Source organism: Achromobacter sp. E1, from assembly GCF_037039475.1.
In the GTDB taxonomy this organism is placed as follows: Bacteria; Pseudomonadota; Gammaproteobacteria; order Burkholderiales; family Burkholderiaceae_B; genus Achromobacter; species Achromobacter mucicolens.
This window is the reverse complement of sequence record NZ_CP146253.1, coordinates 2296961-2316003: the sequence shown is the minus strand read 5'-3', so window position 1 is coordinate 2316003 and position 19043 is coordinate 2296961. Positions and strand designations below refer to the sequence as shown.

Genomic DNA, 19043 nt, shown 5'->3' with positions numbered 1-19043 from the left:
TTTCAGCCCTTGCGTTGACGCGCCATGCGCGGGTCCAGGCGATCGCGCAGCGCGTCGCCGAACAGGTTCACTGACAGGATCAGCAGCGCCAGGAAGACGCCCGGGAACAGGACGATCCACGGCGCGCGCTGGAAGAACGGACGGCCCTCGGAAATGATGCTGCCCAGGCTGGGGATCTCGGGCGGAAAGCCCAGGCCCAGAAAACCCAGCACGGCTTCGATCAGGATTGCCGAGGCGCAGATGAACGTGGCCTGCACCACCAGCGGGTTGATCGTGCTGGGCAGGACGTGGCGCCACAGCACGCGCCATGTCGGCGTGCCCATGCCAAGCGACGCCTCGACGTAGGGCTCTTCGCGCACTGACAGCACCACGCTGCGCACCAGCCGCGCCACACGCGGAATCTCCGGGATGGCGATGGCCGTCACCATGGTGGGAATGGTCGCGCCGCCCAGCGCCACCATGGCGATGGCCAGCAGCAGGCCGGGAATGGCCATGATGCCGTCGATGATGCGCATCACCACCGCATCCAACTGGCGGAAATAGCCCGCCAGGAGGCCCAGCAGCAGGCCGGCGCACACCGAGATCACGCTGACCAGCGCCGCCAGCGTGATCGACAGCCGGCCGCCGTAAAGCACGCGCGAAAACAGGTCGCGGCCCAGCGAATCGGTGCCCAGCCAATATTCGGCGCTGACCGGCTTGAGCCGCATCCGGGGCGCCAGCGCGGCCGGGTCATGCCAGGTGATCAGGGGCGCCAGCATGGCCAGCCCCACCAGCGCGGCCAGCAGCGCCAGCCCGGTGAACATGAGCGGATCGCGCGTGAGCGCGGGCCAGAAGGAACGGGGACGGTCCAGAGCAGTTGTGGTCATGTCCGGCCTCAGTAGCGGATGCGCGGATCGAGCACGACATACAGCAGGTCGATCGCCAGGTTGATGAAGACATACACGAACGAGAAGAACAGGATCGTGCCCTGCACCACCGGATAGTCGCGCGCCAGCACGGCGTCGACGATCAGGCGGCCCACGCCGGGGATGTTGAAGATGGTCTCGGTGACGACCACGCCGCTGATCAGCGTGGTGAGCGCCAGTCCGATGACGGTGACGATGGGCACCGCGGCGTTGCGCAAGGCATGCCGGTACAGCACGTAGCGTTCGGGCACGCCCTTGGCGCGTGCCGTGCGCACGAAGTCTTCGCCCAGCACTTCCAGCATGCTGCCGCGCGTAATGCGCGTGATCAGCGCCACGAACACGGTCGCCAACGTGATGGTGGGCAGCGCCATGTGGTAGAGGAACGTGCCGAAGCCCGACGCCAGTCCCGCATAGCCTTGCACCGGAAACCAGTTCAGCTTTACCGAGAACACCAGGATCAGCAGATAACCCACCACGAACGCCGGCACGGAGAACGCCAGCACCGTGACCGCCAGCGTCACGCGGTCGAACAGGCCCTTGTGCCACCAGGCGGAAAAGACGCCCAGCGGAATCGCGGCAAAGATGGTGAGCAGGATCGCGCAGATCGCCAGCGCCATCGTCGGCCCCAGCCGCTGGCCGATCAGCGTGGTGACCGGGTCCTTCGAAATGATCGAGGAGCCCAGATCGCCCTTGAGCAGTGCGCCCATCGCCAGGGCATATTGCGTGGCCAGCGGACGGTCCAGGCCCATTTCGGCGCGGACCTCGGCCACCGCCTGCTCGCTGGCCATGTCGCCGGCGATGACGCGGGCGGGATCGCCCGGCGCCAGCCGCAGCAGCAGGAACACCACGGTGGCCACCACCAGCATCACGGGGATGGCGGCCAGCACGCGCTTGAAGATCAGGTTGAGCATGATGGAGATCCCCTTGCGCTACTTGGGCGAGTTCCAGAACAGCGGAATCGGCGCATCGACCAGATCAGCGAACTTGGCGTTGTAGCCCTTGAATTTGGAGTACCCGCCCAGCGGCACGTACATCACCTGTTCGTAGTTGCGGCGCTGGATCGCCTGGGCCAGTTCGCGGCGTTCGTCCTCGGTGCGGGCGGCAGCGAAGCGGCTGCGCAGTTCGTCCATGACAGCGTCGTGCGTCCAGCCGGGATAGGTCGAGTCGGCGCGCCCGTCCAGATTGGGATTGCCGACCGCCGAGATCAGGTCCAGGCTGGACATGTTGGACTGGAAGATGCTCCATCCCCCCTGATCAACGCCCTCTTTCTTGCTGCGGCGGCTAAGCAGCGTGGCCCAGTCCATCGACTGGATCTCGACGTTCATGCCGATGCTGCGCAGCGCCTGCGCCGTGACCGGCGCAATGTTGGCGAAGATGGGCAGGTCGGTCGGATGCAGCACCACCACTTTCTCGTTGGCATAGCCGCTTTCCTTCAACAGCTTGCGGGCGTGCGCCAGGTCCGGCGTCTTGATCTGCGTGGCGCCTTCCTCGGACGCATAGGGCGACACGCAGGTCAGGACCGCGCCGCAGACCTGATAGACGTCCGGATCGCCGATCTGCGCATCCAGATAGTCCGCCTGGTACAAGGCGGCCAGCGCCGCACGGCGCACCTTCACGTTGTTGAACGGCGCCTGCAGCCAGTTCATCCGCAAGGTAAACATGTTGGAGTTCTTGCCATAAGACTTGAGCGAGATGCCCTTGGCGTCCTTCAACTGCGGCATCAGGTCGGGCGGCACATCTTCCAGAAAGTCGATCTCGCCATTGCGCAGCGCGTTCACCGCCGTCTGGCTGTCGGGGATGTTCAGCAGTTCCAGCCGGTCCACGGTAACGACCTTGCCGCCCGCGAACGCGCTGGCCGGTTCCTTGCGCGGCACGTAGCCGTCGAACTTCAAGTAGGTGGCTTTCACGCCAGCCTGGAAATCGGCCTGCACGAACTTGTAGGGACCGGAGCCGATCGTCTCGCTGATCGCCTGTGAAGCCGGCACGGACGCGATGCGCTTGGGCATGATGAACGGCACCGGCGAGCTTTCCTTGGCCAGCGACTCCAGCACCAGCCCGTAGGGCGACTTGAGCTTGAGCGTGACGGTGTCCGGGCCGGACGCAGCCAGTTCGGCCGTGGCGTTTTTCAGCCGGTTGCCGATCGTGGCGTCGCCAGCCTGCCACCGCTGCAGTGACGCGACGACGTCTTCGGCCGTGACAGGCGCCCCGTCATGAAACACCAGCCCCGCGCGCAACTTGAAAACATAGGTCATGCCGTCTTCCGACACGGTCCACGAGTCCACCATCTGCGGTTGGGGCCGGCCCGAGGCGTCCATCGAAAACAACGTGTCGTACACGAGATAGCCGTGGTTGCGCGTGACATAGGCCGACGTCAGGATCGGATCCAGCACGCGCAGCGGTGCATGCATCACGAACTTTGCCGTGGTTTCGGCGTGGCTGGCGGCCGGCGCGGCGGCCAGCGGCGCGGCGGCGGCCAGGAACATTGCTGCGGAAAACAGAAAGGATCGCTTCATTTCTTCCCCTTTTATGGTTTGGTCCGGCGCCGGCGGCGTGCCGCGGGCCGGGGTGCGGATCAGGGCAGCAGTATCTGCCGTCCCGCCCAAGGTGCCGCGCGCTCCAGCTCGGCGGCCAAGCGCAGGATCTGGTCTTCGCGCCCAAAATGCCCGATGAGCTGACTGGCCACCGGCACACCCGATTCCGTCCAGTCCAGCGGCAGGCTGGCCGCCGGCTGGCCCGAAGCATTGATCACCGCCAGGAATGTCGCGTAGCGAGACACTTTTTCGCGGAACGCCCAGAACTCGCCTTCCAGCGCCAGATCCCCCAGCTTGGCCGGCAGTTGCGCCAGCGTAGGCGTCAGCACCAAATCAAAATCCGTCATGGCCGCCTCGATGGCGCGTCCGATGGCGTGGAATCGGTTGATCGAATCCACATATTGCGTGGCCGTCAGTTCGCGTCCGACCGACAGGCCGTCGCGGATGACCGGTTCCAGGTCGTCGTCACGCAGTTCGCGGCCGCGGATTGCGAGCCGCGTCTGCACGGCCAGCACGATGTTGGTGGCCAGCACCGTGCCGTGGGCGCGGACGAATCCCGAATAGTCCAGATCCGGCAAAGGCGCTTCCACCACGTCGTGCCCCAGTTCCCGGCACAAGCGGGCGGTGCGCTCCACCGCTGCCAGGCATTCCGGCGCGATGGCGATCCCGTTCCATGCCTGGCGCCACAGGGCAATGCGCAGCGGCTCGCGGCGCTGTTCGCGCACGGAATCCAGATACGACCCGGGCGCGGGCGGCGCGGCATAGGGCGCGCCCGCGGCATAACCGCTGATGCCGTCCATCGCCGCCGCGGTATCGCGCACGCTGCGCGTCAGCACGCCTTCGCACGCCATGCCGCCCCACCCCTCGCCGCGCGCAGGTCCCATCGGTACTCGTCCCCGGCTGGGCTTGAGCCCGAACACCCCGCAGCAAGCCGCCGGGATGCGGATCGATCCGCCGCCGTCGCTACCGTGGGCCACCGGCACGATGCCCGCCGCCACCGCTGCCGCCGCACCGCCGCTGGAACCGCCGACGGACCGGTCCAGCGCACGCGGGTTCAGCGTGGCGCCGCCGTTGCGGCGCGCCTCCGTAGACGGCCCCATGCACAGCTCGGATACCGTGGTCCGCGCGAATGGAATCAGTCCCGACGCTTCGAAGCGTTGGGCCAGCGTCGCATCGAACGCATATTCCGTGTCGTCGAACAGCGCCGAACCCAGGCTGGACGGAAATCGCATGCTCGGCAGGCCCGAATCCTTGAGCAGGAAGGGAATGCCGCGGAACAGACCGCGTTCGGTCCAGTCGCGCGCCAGCTTGCGCCCCGTTTCGCGCTGCACATAGGTCAGCGCGTTCAATGGCGCACCGCGTTCCTCGGCCAACTGCAACGCGCATTCCATCAGCTCGGCCGGCGTGACTTGGCCGCGTGCAACCAGCCCCGCCAACGCCAAACCGTCCTGCTCTTCGTACTCGTCTGTCCGCATGACTTCCCTGCAACCTTGATGCGCCTGGATGGCCGGCGCGATAGCCCGCATCCGATTCGATGCCCTGATTTATCGCCTACGTTTCAAGTATTGTTTAGCAATACTTATGTAGTACATAAAAATATTCTAAGCGAGCAACTTCGAGGCACGCAACGCGCGATTCATCAGGGATTTCCCGCGCTGGCGAGCTTGTGGATGCGTTGTCACGTTCGGGCGTGGACAGCGGTATTGCTGATCGCGGCGCCGCCCCCAATAATTTCCGAACGCTCGCATTCCCCCTCTCTCACACGGCAAGGAAAAACGCTCATGCACATCCTGGTTGCTGGCTTCCAGCACGAGACCAACACCTTTGCGCCCTCCAAGGCGGGTTACGACAATTTCGTGCGCGGCGAAGGCTTTCCCGCGATGGTGCGCGGCGCGGACATGCTGGCGCTGCGCGAGGTCAACATCCCGGCCGGCGGATTCATCAATGCCGTGGCGGCTGAAGGCCACACCGTGCAGACGGTGATCTGGGCGGGCGCCAGCCCGTCGGCCCACGTGACGCGCGATGCCTATGAGCGCATCGCCGGCGAGATCCTGGATGCGGTGCGGGCTGGCGGCTTTGACGCCATCTACCTGGACCTGCACGGCGCCATGGTGACCGAGCACCTGGACGACGGCGAGGGCGAACTCCTGGCCCGCGTGCGCGAGATTGTGGGGCCTGACGTGCCGGTGGTCGCCAGCCTGGACCTGCACGCCAACGTCACTGCGCGCATGCTGCAAAGCGCGGACGGCCTGGTGGCGTTTCGCACCTATCCGCACGTGGACATGGCCGATACCGGCGTGCTGGCCGCGCGGCTGCTGATGGCGCGCATTCAGGCCGGAGAACAATGGACCCGCAGCGAGCGCCGCCTGCCCTTCCTGATTCCCATCAACGGCATGTGCACGATGCTGCAACCCTCGCAGGGCGTGTACGCGCTGCTGAGCGAACTGGAACAGACGCCGGGGGTTGCCTCCATCTCTTTCGCGCCGGGCTTTCCGGCGGCGGATTTCCCGGAGTGCGGGCCGGTGGTGTGGGCCTACGGCACGGACGCCGCCGCGGTCGAAGCCGTCACCGAATCGCTGTATGCGCGCGTGCTGGAACTGGAACCCGAGTGGTCGCCTGATTTCCTGGAACCGGCCGAAGCCGTGCGCCGCGCGCAGGCGCTCGCCGCCGGCGCCACGCGGCCCGTCGTGATCGCCGACACGCAGGACAACCCCGGCGCTGGCGGCGACGCCAACACCACTGGCATGCTGCGCGCACTGGTGCAAGCCGACGCGCAGAATGCGGCGCTGGGCTTGCTATACGACCCCGAGGCGGTGCGTCAGGCAACCGAGGCTGGCGTCGGCGCCACGGTGGCGCTCAGCCTGGGCGGGCAATCCGGCGTCGCGGGCGACGCCGCCTTCGAAGGCGAATTCGTCGTCGAGGCGTTATCGGACGGCAAGCTGCGCTTTGACGGGCCGATGATGAACGGCATGGACGTGGACCTGGGCGCGACGGCCACGCTGCGGATTGGCGGCGTGCGGGTGGTGGCCAGCGCCGGCAAGGCGCAGATGCTGGACCGCAACCTCTTCCGCGTCGGCGGCGTGCAGCCCGAACAGATGGCGATCCTGGTGGTGAAAAGCTCGGTGCATTTCCGGGCCGACTTCCAGCCGATTGCGCACGAGGTGCTGGTGGCCAAGGCGCCTGGCCCGATGCAGGCGGATCCCGCGGATCTGCCGTGGACGCGGCTTGAGCCCGGGATGCGGGTGCGGCCGCAGGGGCAGCCGTTCAGGACGGCGTGAAAACGACATGGCCGGCGCGAAGGCGCCGGCCATTGCAGCCAGGGCGGCCACGGTGGCCGCGCTTGGGCGGTATTACTTCAGCTTGCCCTGTGGGCTGACGAAGTCCTCCAGCGTCAGTCCCTTTTCCTTCAGGATCGCTTCCAGCAGCGGTTGCAGCTTGCCCAGGCTTTCCTGAACGGTTTCGCGCACGGTGTCGACGATGACCTGCGTGCTGCGTTCGATCTCGATGTTGACCGCATCGCCCACCTGCTTGTCCTCGAAGACCGTCGTGCGGCGCGTCTCGGGAATCAGCCAGACCTCGAACCAGCCCTCGGCGCGGTTCACTTCCGACACGGTGAGGCTGGCGCCGTTGATGGCGATGTAGCCCTTGGCGAACACGTATTTGCGAAAGGCCTCGGGGATGCTGAAGCGCATCAGGCGATTGGTGTCCGACGATTTCACCATCAGCACCTGCGAGGTGAAGTCCACGTGGCCGGACAGCGGATGGCCGCCGATCTCGGCGCCGTCCTTGGCCGCGCGCTCCACATTCGCGCTGTCGCCCTCGGCATAGCTGCCCAGCGTGGTGATCGCCAGGCTTTGCAGCATGACATCGAACGTGGCCTGGTTCTCGGACAGGATTTCCGTGACGGTCAGGCAGACGCCGTCCGTCGAAACGCTGGCGCCGATGGCCAGGTCAGTGCAGAAACCAGGGGGAAAATCCAGCGTGAAGGTGCGCAGGCCTTCGCGATCCGCGATCTTTGCGATCTTCGCGGTGCCTTGAACAATACCGGTGAACATACGGATCCTGAATGCGGGGCGGCAGGCCCCGGAAGCAAAACATCAACGTTAACCGATATTTTGCCCGGGTCCTGGGTCAGGGCCGCCGCCCCGCCCCGCGATCAGTGGCGGATCGCGATGGTCTTCAAGGACGTGAAGCCGTACAGCGCCTCAAAGCCCTTCTCGCGGCCGTAGCCCGACTGGCGCGAACCGCCGAACGGCAGCTCCACGCCGCCGCCCGCGCCGTAGTTGTTGACGAACACCTGGCCCGCGCGCAGCTTGCGCGCCAGGCGCATCTGGCGGCCGCCATCGCGCGTCCACACGCCGGCCACCAGGCCGTACAGCGTGCCGTTGGCGATTTCCAGCGCTTCTTCCTCGGTGTCGAAGACCATGGCGGCCAGCACCGGGCCGAAGACTTCTTCCTGCGCGAGGCGGCTGTCCGGCGGCACGTCGCGGAACAGGACGGGCGGCTGGTAGAAGCCGGCCTCGGGCGTGCCGTCCTTCAGCTTGCCGCGCGCCGCGACCTTCATCCCTTGCGCTTCGGCTTCGGCCAGGAAGCCGCGCACGCGGTCCTGCTGGCGCGCGTTGATCAGCGGACCCACATCCAGGTCGGCCGCCGCCGGGCCGGTCACCGTGGCCGAGAACGCGTCGGACAGGCGCTTGAGCACGGTCTCGTACACGCCGCGCTGGATCAGCACGCGGCTGCCGGCCGAGCACGTCTGGCCGGCGTTCTGAATGATGGCGCCCAGCAGCACCGGCATCGCGGCGTCCAGGTCGGCGTCGTCAAACACGATCTGCGGCGACTTGCCGCCCAGCTCCAGCGTGACGGGCACGTGGTTTTCGGCGGCGGCATGCGCCACCATCTTGCCCGTCTGCGGCGAGCCCGTGAACGAAATGTGGTCGATGCCGGGATGCGCGGACAGCGCGGCGCCCGCCTCATGGCCGTAACCGGTGACGATGTTCAGCGCGCCGGCGGGCAGGCCCACTTCAGCGGCAATCTCGGCCAGCTTCAGGAGCGACAGGCAGGCGTCCTCGGCGGGCTTGACCACGCAGGCATTGCCCGCGGCCAGCGCCGCGCCGACGCTGCGGCCGAAGATCTGCAGGGGGTAGTTCCACGGCACGATGTGGCCAGTCACGCCGTGGGGCTCGCGCACGGTCAGCACCGTGAAGCCGGGCGTGTAGGGAATGGTCTCGCCGTGCAGCTTGTCGACCGCGCCGGCGTAGAACTCGAAGTAGCGCGCCACCGCGGCGGCGTCGGCGCGCGCCTGCTTGATGGGCTTGCCCGTGTCGGCCGACTCCAGCTGCGCCAGTTCCTCCTGGCGGTCCAGCAGCGCAAAAGCGATCTTCATCAACAGGCGGCTGCGCACGGCGGGCGCCATCTGGCCCCACTCGCCCTCGAAGGCCTGGCGGGCTGCCTTGACGGCACGGTCCACGTCCGCCTCGTTCGAGCGGGCCAGTTCCTCGAAAGGCTTGCCATCGGACGGGTTCAGGACGGGAATGGTTTCACCGGTGGCCGCGGCCACCCATTGGTTGGCGATAAAGTTCTTCTGAGTCACGATGTGCGGAGTAAAGTAGCGGCCGAATGGCCGGTTGGGGGAATCTGCGTGTCTCCAGGCGCTTGCCGGCAGAGGGCCAGCCGCGCCGCCAGCGCGTCATGCGCGCGGGCGTTGTGGTGTGATGGCAAGGTACGGGAGCCCTCCGTAACTTGTCAATTGGAATGACAGCTTTTATCCCAAGGTTCAGGATATTTTTCTGGATGATCGGGTTATCCCTAATATTTCAGGGGCTTAGCGCCCTGCGGGGAAGTCATGCCGCATGACAACCCGTCCCCACTTCAAGGAGCGTCCGATGAGCAACGTACGTGACCCGCAGCTGGAATCGCTGCTGGCCGCGGCCACCCGACCCCGTCCCGAACTGGACGTTCTGGCCGAGGTGGCGTCCGGCCTGGGCTACGTGCGCGCCGAGCGTTTTGCCGAGCGCGTCTACGAAAGCCTGTTCTACGCGATCGCCACCGGCAAGATCGCGCCCGGCAATAAGCTGCCGACCGAACTGGAACTGGCCGCCCTCTTCGAGGTGTCGCGGCCGGTCGTGCGCCAGGCGCTGGATCGCCTGCGTGAAGACCAGCTCGTGGACTCGATCCGCGGCTCCGGCACCTACGTCAAGTCCAAACCGGACCTGATGGGCGGCATGCCCGCCGTGGACCCCGCGCGCCGCGTGGGCCATATCCTGGAAGGCCTGGAACTGCGCATGGTGATCGAGCCCGAATGCGCCCACCTTGCCGCGCTGCGCCGCACGCCCGAAGACCTGCAGGAAATGGACCGCATGCTGACCGGCTACGAAGAAGCCGACGCGTCCGGCGCCATCGCCCACCATCACGACTACGGGTTTCACCGCGCCATTGCGTCCGCCACCGGCAACCAGCGCTTCGTGCAGGTGCTTAAGTCGCTGGAGTACGACGTCAGCCACGCCGTGAACGTCATGCGCCACCTGGTCCACAGCGAACCCTGGAAGCGCACGCGCGCCGCTATCGACGAACATCGCCACATCTATAAACTGATCCGCGATCAGGATGCCGAGGGCGCCCGCAACGTCATGCGCGCCCATATCGAAAAAGCCCGCAGCCGCATGCTCAACAGCGGCTCGGAACACTAAGCAGGAAGCTTCAATTCATGTCATCGCAACGCCCGCAACCGACCCTGGACCAGCAACTCGTCATCGTCACCGGCGCCAGCCGCGGCCTGGGCGCCGCCATCGCGCAGGCCTTTCTGCGTGAAGGCGCCAAGGTCGTCATCAACTACCTGAACAGCGCCGACCGCGCGCAGGCTCTTGCTGCCACCGCCCCGGACCGCGCCCTGGCCGTGCAGGCCGACGTGCGCGACCCCGCCGCCGTCGCCGCCATGGTCGCCCGCGCCAGCCAACATTTCGGCCAGCCGGTCCACACCATCGTCAACAACGCGCTGCCCGCCTTCCAGTTCAATGGCGATGCCCGCCCCCACGCCGACACGCTGGATTGGGCGCAGATGAACGCCCAGCTCGAAGGCAGCGTGCGCGCCGCGCTGAACACCACCCAAGCCGCCCTGCCCGGCATGCGCGCCGCCGGCGGCGGACGCATCATCAACGTCGGCACCAACCTCGTCCAGAACCCGGTCGTGCCCTACCACGACTACACCGCCGCCAAGGCCGCGCTGCTGGCCTTCACCCGCACGCTGTCGCACGAGCTGGGCGCCGACGGCATCACCGTCAACATGGTGTCCGGCGGCCTGCTGCGCACCACCGACGCGTCCGCCGCCACCCCCGACGCCGTCTTCGACATGATCGCCGCCGGCACCCCGCTGCGCGAGGTCACCACGCCGGAACAATTCGCCGACGCCGTCCTGTTCTTCGCCAGCCCGTGGTCGCGCGCGGTGACCGGGCAAAACCTGATTGTGGATGGCGGATTGGTCAAGGGCTGACCGTCACCTCCGGGTTGCCCCCGGATGGCGCCAACGCGTCGTGTGTTACGGTGGACCGGCAATCCACCGCAACCCAGGAGGCAAGATGAAGACACAGATCAGTTATCGAAAGCTCGACGGCAGCGACGGCGTGGCGCTGGTCAATGGCGGGATCTCCGATAGCCAGCAGGCGAAGCAGGAACTGGCAAATTGGCTGGACCTGCCGGCGGCAGACGCGGCGGGCGGAAATCCGGACGATGTCGACGGCCGACTGCGGCGCGGCGGCATCGAACCGGGCTCGGTCGAGTTCAATCACATCAGTGAGTAGCAAAAGAAAAACCCCGATTCGCAGGAATCGGGGTTTTTGCTTGAAGGGGTCGGACACCTTGCGGCGACGGTGGAGCTTCGCTGGCCGGTGTCTGACACCCGTTGAGATGCCGCCACGAACTGAGGATCGTCTCCCCAGGGTGTCAGACACCTTGCGGCAATGGCGGAGCTTCGCTGGCCGGTGTCTGACACCCGTTGGGACGCCGCCACGAACTGAGGATCGTCTCCCCAGGGTGTCAGACACCTTGCGGACCTTGCGGAGTTCAGCAAGCAGAAGAAGACGGCATGAGCGGGTATCATCTGGCCTTATCCCCGGCGAATGCCAACCACGCCCCGGATGCGTAGCCAGATGAGTAGCTAGACCGGGGTTTGGAAGGCGCCACCGCCAAGAACCGCCTGAATAAACGGTCTGAAGAAAACATGAAACTCGCCACCTGGAACGTCAACTCCCTGAACGTGCGCCTGCAACAGGTCCTGGACTGGCTCGCCGCCAATCCCGTCGACGTGCTGTGCATCCAGGAGCTCAAGCTCACCGACGACAAATTCCCCGAGGCGGCGTTCAAGGAAGCCGGCTATCACGCCGTCTGGGCCGGACAGAAGACCTACAACGGCGTCGCGATCATCTCGCGCATGCCCGGCACGACGATGGTGCGCAACATTCCCGGCTTCGAGGATTCGCAGCAGCGCGTGCTGGCCCTGACCTTCCCCAGCCCCGAAGGCGACGTGCGCGTCGTCTGCGCCTACTGCCCGAACGGCCAGTCGGTCGGTTCCGACAAGTATGCCTACAAGCTGGAATGGTTCGAAGCCATGCGCAAGTGGCTGGCCGAAGAGATCAAGCAATTCCCCCGCCTTGCCGTGCTGGGCGACTACAACGTCGCCCCGGCCGACGAAGACGTGCACAACCCCGAAAAGTGGGAAGGGCAGGTCCTGGTGTCCGAACCCGAACGCCAGGCCTTGCGCTCGCTGCTGGACCTGGGCCTGACCGATTCGTTCCGGCTGTTCGAACAGCCGGAAAAGTCGTTCAGCTGGTGGGACTACCGCCAATTCGCCTTCCGCCGCAACGCCGGCCTGCGCATCGACCACGTGCTGCTGTCCGCCCCGCTGGTCAAGCGCTGCGTCGCCTGCGTCATCGACAAGGAACCCCGCCGCAACGAGCAGCCCTCGGACCACGCCCCGGTCATCGCCACCCTGCAATTCGTTTGAAAAAATTCGGTCCGGCGCATGTTGCGCACCCAGGCCGAATTCCTGTATATTTCTGCTCTTGCTTGATTTGGGGCGGTAGCTCAGCTGGGAGAGCGTCGCGTTCGCAATGCGAAGGTCGGGAGTTCGATCCTCCTCCGCTCCACCAAATTCCAGACGGAAAAGCCTTGGACACTTTTGTGTGCCAAGGCTTTTTTGTTTCTGTGCGTCTGATTTGCTTCGTGTAGGCGTTGGCCGCCGTCGCTGGCCGGCCCAGAATGTTCGCCATCGGGCCGCAATGGCCGAGCGGACTTTCTTTATGCCTTTCATCAAACTTCAGCACACGTCCGAACCGCGGTATACCGCAGCGGGAGATCGCGTAGCCGAGCAAAGTCGCAGTAGCGATTTGAGCCTCTTCGACAATCCCGCCCCAGCCGTCCGGCAAGCCGCCAGACATGCCTAGGCTCGCTACTGGCAGCCATCGCTCATGAAGCCGGCCCACTAAGTGACGAGGAGGTCGAGATCTTCAATATTGTTCGGGACAAGACGCCTGCCAAGCCCATGCCTATCCGCTAGGCCCCTCCCCTCAAACCCGCTCCTGATCCAACCTGCGCACCGCCCCGCTCAGCGTCGCAAAATCAAACTCCTTGCGCCCGCGCATCACCAGCCGGATCAGCACCGTCGTCACCACCGGCACAAACGCGGCCAGCAGGAACGATTCCAGCAGGAAAACAGGCTTGTCGCCCGGTGCGGGAAAGAAGAACAGGCCGGCGACGAGGCCGGTAATGGTCGAGAGCGTGGCAGTGAAACCGTCATGCTTGCGGCTGAAAAGGCCGTAGAACACCGGGAACGCGGCGGCCGAGCACAGCAGGTCGGCCAGCAGGAACAGGTACAGCACGCTGTAGCCCTGCGAGGCCACGATCATGACGGGAATGGCCATCAGCAGCACCAGCGAGCGCGCCAGGCGCTTCATGGTGCCGGCGGTGGCGTTGGGCATCAGGCGGCGCAGATCGACCGCGATGATGCTGGTCACCGCGCTGATGGCGGTGTCGGCGGTGCTCATGACCAGCGCCAGGCCCAGCGGGATCAGGGCGATGACGAACCACACCGGAGCGTGCGGCATGATGACGCTGAATAGCGCAATGGAACTGTCGCCCGCCGGGGCCAGGCCGACAAACGCCAGGCCGAACAGGCCCATCAGGAATATGAACGGCGCCACCAGCACGCCGCCCAGCAGAAAGCCGTTGCGCATCGTGCGCGCGTCGCGCGCGGCGTAGATGCGCTGCCAGTTGCCCTGGTGGAAGATGCCGGTCAAGAGGATGGCGACAAAGAAGGTCAGGCCGGCTTTCACGCCCACCGGGTCGGTCACATCCAGCAGTTGCGGCGCCTTGGCCTGCAGCGCCTCGATGGTGGGCAATGCGCCGCCGGCCGCCAGCCAGCCCACGACGCACAACACCAGCAGCAGCGGCACGATGATCATCATCTGCACCTGATCGGTGAAGATCGAAGAGCGCAGCCCGCCGTAGGTGGTGTAGAGCAGCGTCGTCCCCATCACGATGGCGGCCGTGGTCCACAGCGGCACGGGCGCCAGCATCGCGACCAGCTTGGCGATGGCCGTGACCTCGGCGGACAGCGCGATGAAGAGATAAAAGAGCATGATGAACAGTGCCAGGCCATACATGGGCCGGCCATAGCGCGCCATCAGGAACTCCGTCAGCGTGTGACCGTGCGGGATCAGTGCGCGCATGCGGCGTCCCAGCGGAATCATGACCAGCCGCGGCGACATCGAGCCCAGCGCGTAGCCGATCACGGCCGCCAGGCCGCCCCAGGTGGCCGCCTGCGCGGGCGAGAAAAGAATCCAGGCGCCCAGCGTGGACGCCATCAGCGTGAGGATCGTGCCAAACGACCCCTGGCTGTTGCGCGCGACGATGTAGTCTTCGAGCGTGCTGCGCTTGCGCCGGGTGTACAGCACGCTGGCCACGGCGAAGCCGCCCGAGAACAGCAACAGCCATATCAGGGCGGTGGTTTGGGTCAACATGAAGGTCGGTCCTCCCGCGGGCGGCCTGCGGCCACACGCGTAACGCGGCGGCCCGCCGTCGGAAGGCCGCAAGATGAGTGGAATCAGGGAGGGCGCGCGAGACTTGCGGAGTCCTTCCCTTCGCCGGCATTACCCGGATCAGGTTCAAAGGGTTACCGCGTTGCCGCGGAATCTCAGCCCATGCAGGGCTCCCCCAGGAATTGCCGCAAGGTTAGGAGAGCGGCGCGGCTATGTCAACGCGCGGCGCAGGCCGGTGTGGCGGGCGGGGGTGGCTGGCAAGGGTGGCGGGCGCCCGCGCGGGTGATTTATGCTAATTTCGCCCGCTTGCGGCACCGGCGGGCGCGCCGGACGCGGCAACCGATGACGCCAAAGAAGACCTGATCGCCATAATGCACCTGAACCTGTTCATTTTCGGCTGCGGCCACCACCGCGCGGCCTGGCGCCACCCGGACTCGGCGGCAGAGCGGCTGGGGGACATCGCCTATTACGAAAGCCTGGCGCGCACGGCCGAACGCGGCAAGCTGGACGCCATCTTCTTTGCCGACGGCCAGTCGATGGACAACATCGGCGACGGTCCGCGCTGGTACCTGGAACCGCTGACCACGATGGCGGCCATCGCCCGCGCCACCACGCACATCGGGCTGATCAGCACGGTATCCAGCACGTTCTTCACGCCTTTTCATGCGGCGCGCATGGTGGCCTCGCTGGATCACATCTCCGGCGGCCGCATGGGGTGGAACGTGGTGACGTCGATGTTCGACGCCGAAGCGCGCAACCACGGCTACGAAGCCATGCCCGGCCACGACTGGCGCTACGCGCGCGCCGAGGAGTTTGTCGACGTCGCGCTGCGGCTGTTCGACTCGTGGGACGACGACGCCCTGGCCATCGACCGCAACGGTTACTTTGGCGTGCCCGACCGCCTGCACAAGATCGATCACCACGGCGAACATTTCCTGGTGGACGGCCCGTTGACCGTGCCGCGACCTCCGCAAGGCCATCCGGTGCTGTTCCAGGCAGGCGCCTCGGACCAGGGCCGCGATCTGGCGGCGCGGCGCGCGGAAGCCATCTACGCGGTGGCCTACGACCTGCCGGCCGCGCAATCCTATTACCGCGACATCAAGCAGCGGGTGCGGGCCGCGGGCCGCGACGCCTTCGTGCCGATCATGCCCGGGCTGGTGACCTATGTCGGCTCGACCGAAGCCGAAGCCCGCGCCAAGCAGCGCGAACTGGACGAGCTGCTGCCCGCGGACGCCTCGCTGCGACAGTTGGGGATGTTCGTCCTGCAGGATTGCTCGGGTTGGGAACTGGACGCCCCCGTGCCGCCCCTGCCCCCCTTGTCCGAGTTCAAGGGGCCCAAGGGCCGTTACGCGACGATCCTGCGCATCATCGAAACCGAACAGCCCACGGTGCGCCAGTTGCTGGGCAGGCTGGCCGCGGGCGGCGGGCACTGCACGATGGTGGGAACGCCAGAGCAGATCGCCGACCGGATGGAACACTGGTTCAGGAACGAAGGCGCCGACGGCTTCAATCTCATGCCCCCGTCACTGCCGGGCGGCATCGACGATTTCGTAGAACAGGTGGTGCCGGTGCTGCAAAAGCGCGGACTGTTCCGTAAAGACTACGAACACGCCACGCTGCGCGGGCATCTGGGATTGGAACGGCCAGGACGGCAAATGGCGGGCAACTGAAGGGCGGCAAACTGACGCGCCGTCAACGGGACCAGAACCCGCCGGACGCCCGTCACGCACGCGAGGCAGGCCAGCCCGATCAGGCCCAGGTCACGAATTCGCGGTCGGGGCCCGGCATCTACAGATTGGGGTACGTGCCCACGATCTCCAGCACGCCATTGATGACGAACTGCACCCCCATGCAGACCAGCAGAAAGCCCATGACCCGCGAGATGGCCTCGACGCCGCTCTTGCCGATCACGGCCACGATGCGGCCCGCCCAATGCAGGCAGATCCAGAACAGCAGCCCCAGCAGCGAGAACACGATGACGGGCGCGACGGCGACCACCCAGCGCACATAGTCGGGCGCAATGGCGGAATCGACCGAGGATGCGCCGCTGATGATCATCGCGATCGTGCCCGGGCCGGCGGTGCCCGGCAGCGCCAACGGCACGAAGGCGATGTTCGGGCTTTCGCGCTCCAACGCATCGGCCGTGGCTTCGGCCTCCAGGGCGCGGGGATGGTCCGACGGAAACAGCATGCTGAAGCCGATGGTGACCACGATGAGCCCGCCCGCGATGCGCAATCCGGGGATGGAAATGCCGAAGGTGTGCATCAAGAGCGCGCCGGCGTAGTACGTCACCAGCATGATCCCGACGACATAGAACGCCGCCTGGGTCACCTGCTTCTGCCGTTCCTTGAACGGAATCTGGTTTCCGAGCGACAGCAGCAGCGTCATGGAAGTCAGCGGATTGGCCAGCGGCAACATCAGCGCCAGACCCAGGCTGACCAGCTTGCCCAGTTGAATCAGTTCATCGATCATGAAGGCTCGCTAGAGTGTGCGAGCCATCTACTCTACCTCACCCCGCCCGGCGGTTTGCTGCCGCAAGGACACGAAGCGGGCGCGTTCCCCCGCGTCCGCGCCTTGGTCAAGGCGTTCAGCATCGCCCCGGCTAATCATCAGCATCCATTAAACTGATGCAATTCCCGCGGCGGGCCGCGCTGCCTAGCATACAAGCGCCCGCCGCCCGCGGTTCTGCCGCGGCGCATTGCCATTGCCACCCGGAGTTTCTCTTGAGCGACATCTATCACTTCAGCCGCGGCACCGCCCCGCTGCTGATCTCTATTCCCCACCTCGGCAGCCAGATTCCCGAGGCGCAACAGCCGCAAATGACATCCGTCGCCCTGCAGTCGGGCGACACCGACTGGCACCTGGACACCCTGTACCAATTTGCCCAGGCGCTGGGCGCCTCCGTGCTGGGCGCGCGCTATTCGCGCTACGTGGTCGACCTGAACCGCCCGCCCAACGACGAAAGCCTGTATCCCGGGCAGACCAAGACCGGCCTGTGCCCCACCCAGGCGTTTCGCGGCGATGCGCTGTACCAGAACGAGGCCGTGCTCACCGACGCCGAACGCGCCCAGCGGCTGGAGGCGTACTGGAAGCCGTATCACGCCAAGCTGCGCGAAGAGCTCGACCGCATCAAGGCCGAGCACGGCACGGTGCTGCTGTGGGAAGCCCACTCGATCGCCAGCGTCCTGCCCCGCCTGTTCGACGGCAAGCTGCCGGACCTGAACATCGGCACGTCCGACGGCGCGTCGTGCGCGCCCGATATCCTGGCCGCCGTGCAAGGCCAGCTGGACGCGTGCACCGACTACACCTGGGCCGTCAACGGCCGCTTCAAGGGCGGCTACATCACCCGCCACTACGGCGCCCCGGCGGACAACGTCCACGCCATCCAGCTCGAGATGTGCCAGTCCACCTACATGGACGAAACGTACCCGTACGGCTATCGCCCCGACCTGGCCGGCAAGGTCATTCCGGTGGTCGAAGGCATGGTGACTGCCGCGCTGCGCCAGACCACCGCGCGCCAGCGCTAACCCCCCGCCCTTCGCAGCCGGACGCCAACGCCATGACCCGCTTTTCGTTCAGCACCACGGAAAACTACCCGGAATGGAACCTGCTGCTGACTTGGGTGGCGGTCGTGGAAGCCGCGTCGGTGTCCGGCGCAGCGCGGCTGCTGGGGTTCTCGCAGGCGGCGGTGTCGCAGCGGATCAAGCAGCTTGAAGCCGCCATGTCGACCGAACTGCTGGACCGCAGCACCCGCCCGGCCCGGCCCACGCCGGCCGGCGAGCTGCTGTTCGAACACGCCGCGCGGCTGCTGGCGCAGGCCGGCGACATGACCGAGAGCGTGCGCAACCTTAGCCGGGCCAAGCGCAACATCGTGCGTTTCGGTTGCGTGGATTCCTTTGCGGGCACGTTGGGCCCCACGCTGATCCACGGCCTGTCCGGCGCGTCGCGTCAGATCCGGCTGTGGTCGGGCATCACGCCCGTGCTGGACAAGCAGCTGGAGGACCGGCAACTGGACCTCGTCGTCACCACCAGCGCGTCCGCGGGCAAACCCAACATCCGCAAGTACAGCCTGTTCAGCGAGCCCTACGTGCTGATCGTTCCGCGTTCGATGAACATGGACCGGATCGATACGCTCAAGGAATTGGGCAAGCGCGCGCAGTTCATCCGCTACAGCGCGCGTTCGTTCATCGGCGCCGAGATCGACCGGCTGGTCGAGTCGCACGGCGTGACGATTGAACGCACCTACGAATTCGACAACACCGACCCGCTGCTCAGCCTGGTCACGGCGGGCCTGGGTTTTGGCATCAGCACGCCGCTGTGCATCTGGCAGTCGCGCCACTTTCTGGACCAGTTGCGCGTGCTGCCGCTGGCGCCATATCTGGGCGCGGCGCGGGCCGACGATCCCAGCCTGTCGCGCACGCTGTTCCTGGCCGCGCGCCAGCAGGAAGTGGGCAAGCTGCCCTTTGAGGCCCGCGACGTGATCCTGATGGCCATGGAACGCCTGATCCAGAAGGAACTTGCGCCGGCCCTGGGGCTGCCGCCGGCCACGCTGTGGCGCAGCCTGCGGCGTTGACGCGCGA

General features: G+C 66.2%; 16 protein-coding genes, 1 tRNA gene and 1 riboswitch. Of the genes, 9 read left to right on the top strand and 8 right to left on the bottom strand.

Annotated features, from left to right (window positions below):
- Nucleotides 1–2: 2 nt before the first annotated feature.
- The 4 genes from V6V88_RS10620 to V6V88_RS10605 are packed head-to-tail and all read right to left on the bottom strand — an operon-like array spanning nt 3 to nt 4911.
- Entirely contained in the window at nt 3–866 is an 864-nt protein-coding gene (locus V6V88_RS10620) for an ABC transporter permease (protein ID WP_062840842.1), read from the bottom strand.
- Between the two features lie 8 nt (nt 867–874).
- Nucleotides 875–1816: an ABC transporter permease gene (locus V6V88_RS10615; RefSeq protein WP_223575308.1), complete on the bottom strand. Its 942-nt coding sequence runs from the start codon at nt 1814–1816 to the stop codon at nt 875–877.
- Between the two features lie 18 nt (nt 1817–1834).
- Nucleotides 1835–3418 carry an ABC transporter substrate-binding protein gene (locus V6V88_RS10610; protein WP_062840840.1) on the bottom strand — a complete coding sequence of 528 codons (1584 nt, stop codon included), beginning with the start codon at nt 3416–3418 and terminating at the stop codon, nt 1835–1837.
- Between the two features lie 59 nt (nt 3419–3477).
- Nucleotides 3478–4911 (bottom strand): amidase, encoded by a 1434-nt coding sequence (locus V6V88_RS10605; RefSeq protein ID WP_338619236.1) that lies wholly within the window; start codon nt 4909–4911, stop codon nt 3478–3480.
- Nucleotides 4912–5217: 306 nt separating this feature from the next.
- Between V6V88_RS10605 and V6V88_RS10600 the strand changes: the two genes are divergently transcribed.
- Nucleotides 5218–6714, top strand: coding sequence for a M81 family metallopeptidase (locus V6V88_RS10600; protein ID WP_338619235.1), 1497 nt, complete (start codon nt 5218–5220; stop codon nt 6712–6714).
- Between the two features lie 72 nt (nt 6715–6786).
- On the opposite strand, the gene V6V88_RS10595 is transcribed toward V6V88_RS10600, so the two are convergent.
- Together V6V88_RS10595 and V6V88_RS10590 are read right to left on the bottom strand one after the other, a co-directional pair.
- The gene (locus tag V6V88_RS10595) at nt 6787–7491 is read right to left on the bottom strand and encodes a riboflavin synthase (protein WP_062840838.1); all 705 of its coding nucleotides are present in this window, start codon (nt 7489–7491) and stop codon (nt 6787–6789) included.
- Nucleotides 7492–7592: 101 nt separating this feature from the next.
- The gene (locus V6V88_RS10590) at nt 7593–9029 is read right to left on the bottom strand and encodes an aldehyde dehydrogenase family protein (RefSeq protein ID WP_174245458.1); all 1437 of its coding nucleotides are present in this window, start codon (nt 9027–9029) and stop codon (nt 7593–7595) included.
- A gap of 289 nt (nt 9030–9318) precedes the next feature.
- Here V6V88_RS10590 and V6V88_RS10585 point away from each other — a divergent pair, with 289 nt between their 5' ends.
- The 5 genes from V6V88_RS10585 (at nt 9319) to V6V88_RS10565 (ending at nt 12576) form a co-directional block, all read left to right on the top strand.
- A complete protein-coding gene (locus tag V6V88_RS10585) occupies nt 9319–10122 on the top strand; it encodes a FadR/GntR family transcriptional regulator (protein WP_062840836.1) in 804 nt (267 codons plus the stop codon).
- Between the two features lie 17 nt (nt 10123–10139).
- Nucleotides 10140–10922: a 3-oxoacyl-ACP reductase gene (locus tag V6V88_RS10580; protein WP_056316342.1), complete on the top strand. Its 783-nt coding sequence runs from the start codon at nt 10140–10142 to the stop codon at nt 10920–10922.
- A gap of 85 nt (nt 10923–11007) precedes the next feature.
- Complete coding sequence (locus V6V88_RS10575) at nt 11008–11229, top strand: hypothetical protein (RefSeq protein ID WP_063952506.1); 222 nt, start codon at nt 11008–11010, stop codon at nt 11227–11229.
- Nucleotides 11230–11648: 419 nt separating this feature from the next.
- A complete protein-coding gene (xth, locus tag V6V88_RS10570) occupies nt 11649–12431 on the top strand; it encodes an exodeoxyribonuclease III (RefSeq protein WP_152384069.1) in 783 nt (260 codons plus the stop codon).
- 69 nt (nt 12432–12500) lie between these two features.
- Nucleotides 12501–12576, top strand: a tRNA-Ala gene (locus V6V88_RS10565).
- Nucleotides 12577–12993: 417 nt separating this feature from the next.
- On the opposite strand, the gene V6V88_RS10560 is transcribed toward V6V88_RS10565, so the two are convergent.
- Complete coding sequence (locus V6V88_RS10560) at nt 12994–14445, bottom strand: sodium:solute symporter family protein (protein WP_338619233.1); 1452 nt, start codon at nt 14443–14445, stop codon at nt 12994–12996.
- A gap of 98 nt (nt 14446–14543) precedes the next feature.
- Nucleotides 14544–14650: riboswitch (TPP riboswitch) on the bottom strand.
- 181 nt (nt 14651–14831) lie between these two features.
- Between V6V88_RS10560 and V6V88_RS10555 the strand changes: the two genes are divergently transcribed.
- Entirely contained in the window at nt 14832–16133 is a 1302-nt protein-coding gene (locus V6V88_RS10555) for an LLM class flavin-dependent oxidoreductase (protein ID WP_338619579.1), read from the top strand.
- 118 nt (nt 16134–16251) lie between these two features.
- On the opposite strand, the gene V6V88_RS10550 is transcribed toward V6V88_RS10555, so the two are convergent.
- Nucleotides 16252–16935 (bottom strand): MarC family NAAT transporter, encoded by a 684-nt coding sequence (locus V6V88_RS10550; protein ID WP_056316331.1) that lies wholly within the window; start codon nt 16933–16935, stop codon nt 16252–16254.
- 251 nt (nt 16936–17186) lie between these two features.
- Between V6V88_RS10550 and hutG the strand changes: the two genes are divergently transcribed.
- A complete protein-coding gene (gene hutG / locus V6V88_RS10545) occupies nt 17187–17990 on the top strand; it encodes an N-formylglutamate deformylase (RefSeq protein ID WP_223575303.1) in 804 nt (267 codons plus the stop codon).
- A gap of 32 nt (nt 17991–18022) precedes the next feature.
- Nucleotides 18023–19036 carry a LysR family transcriptional regulator gene (locus V6V88_RS10540; RefSeq protein WP_056316326.1) on the top strand — a complete coding sequence of 338 codons (1014 nt, stop codon included), beginning with the start codon at nt 18023–18025 and terminating at the stop codon, nt 19034–19036.
- Nucleotides 19037–19043 lie beyond the last annotated feature (7 nt).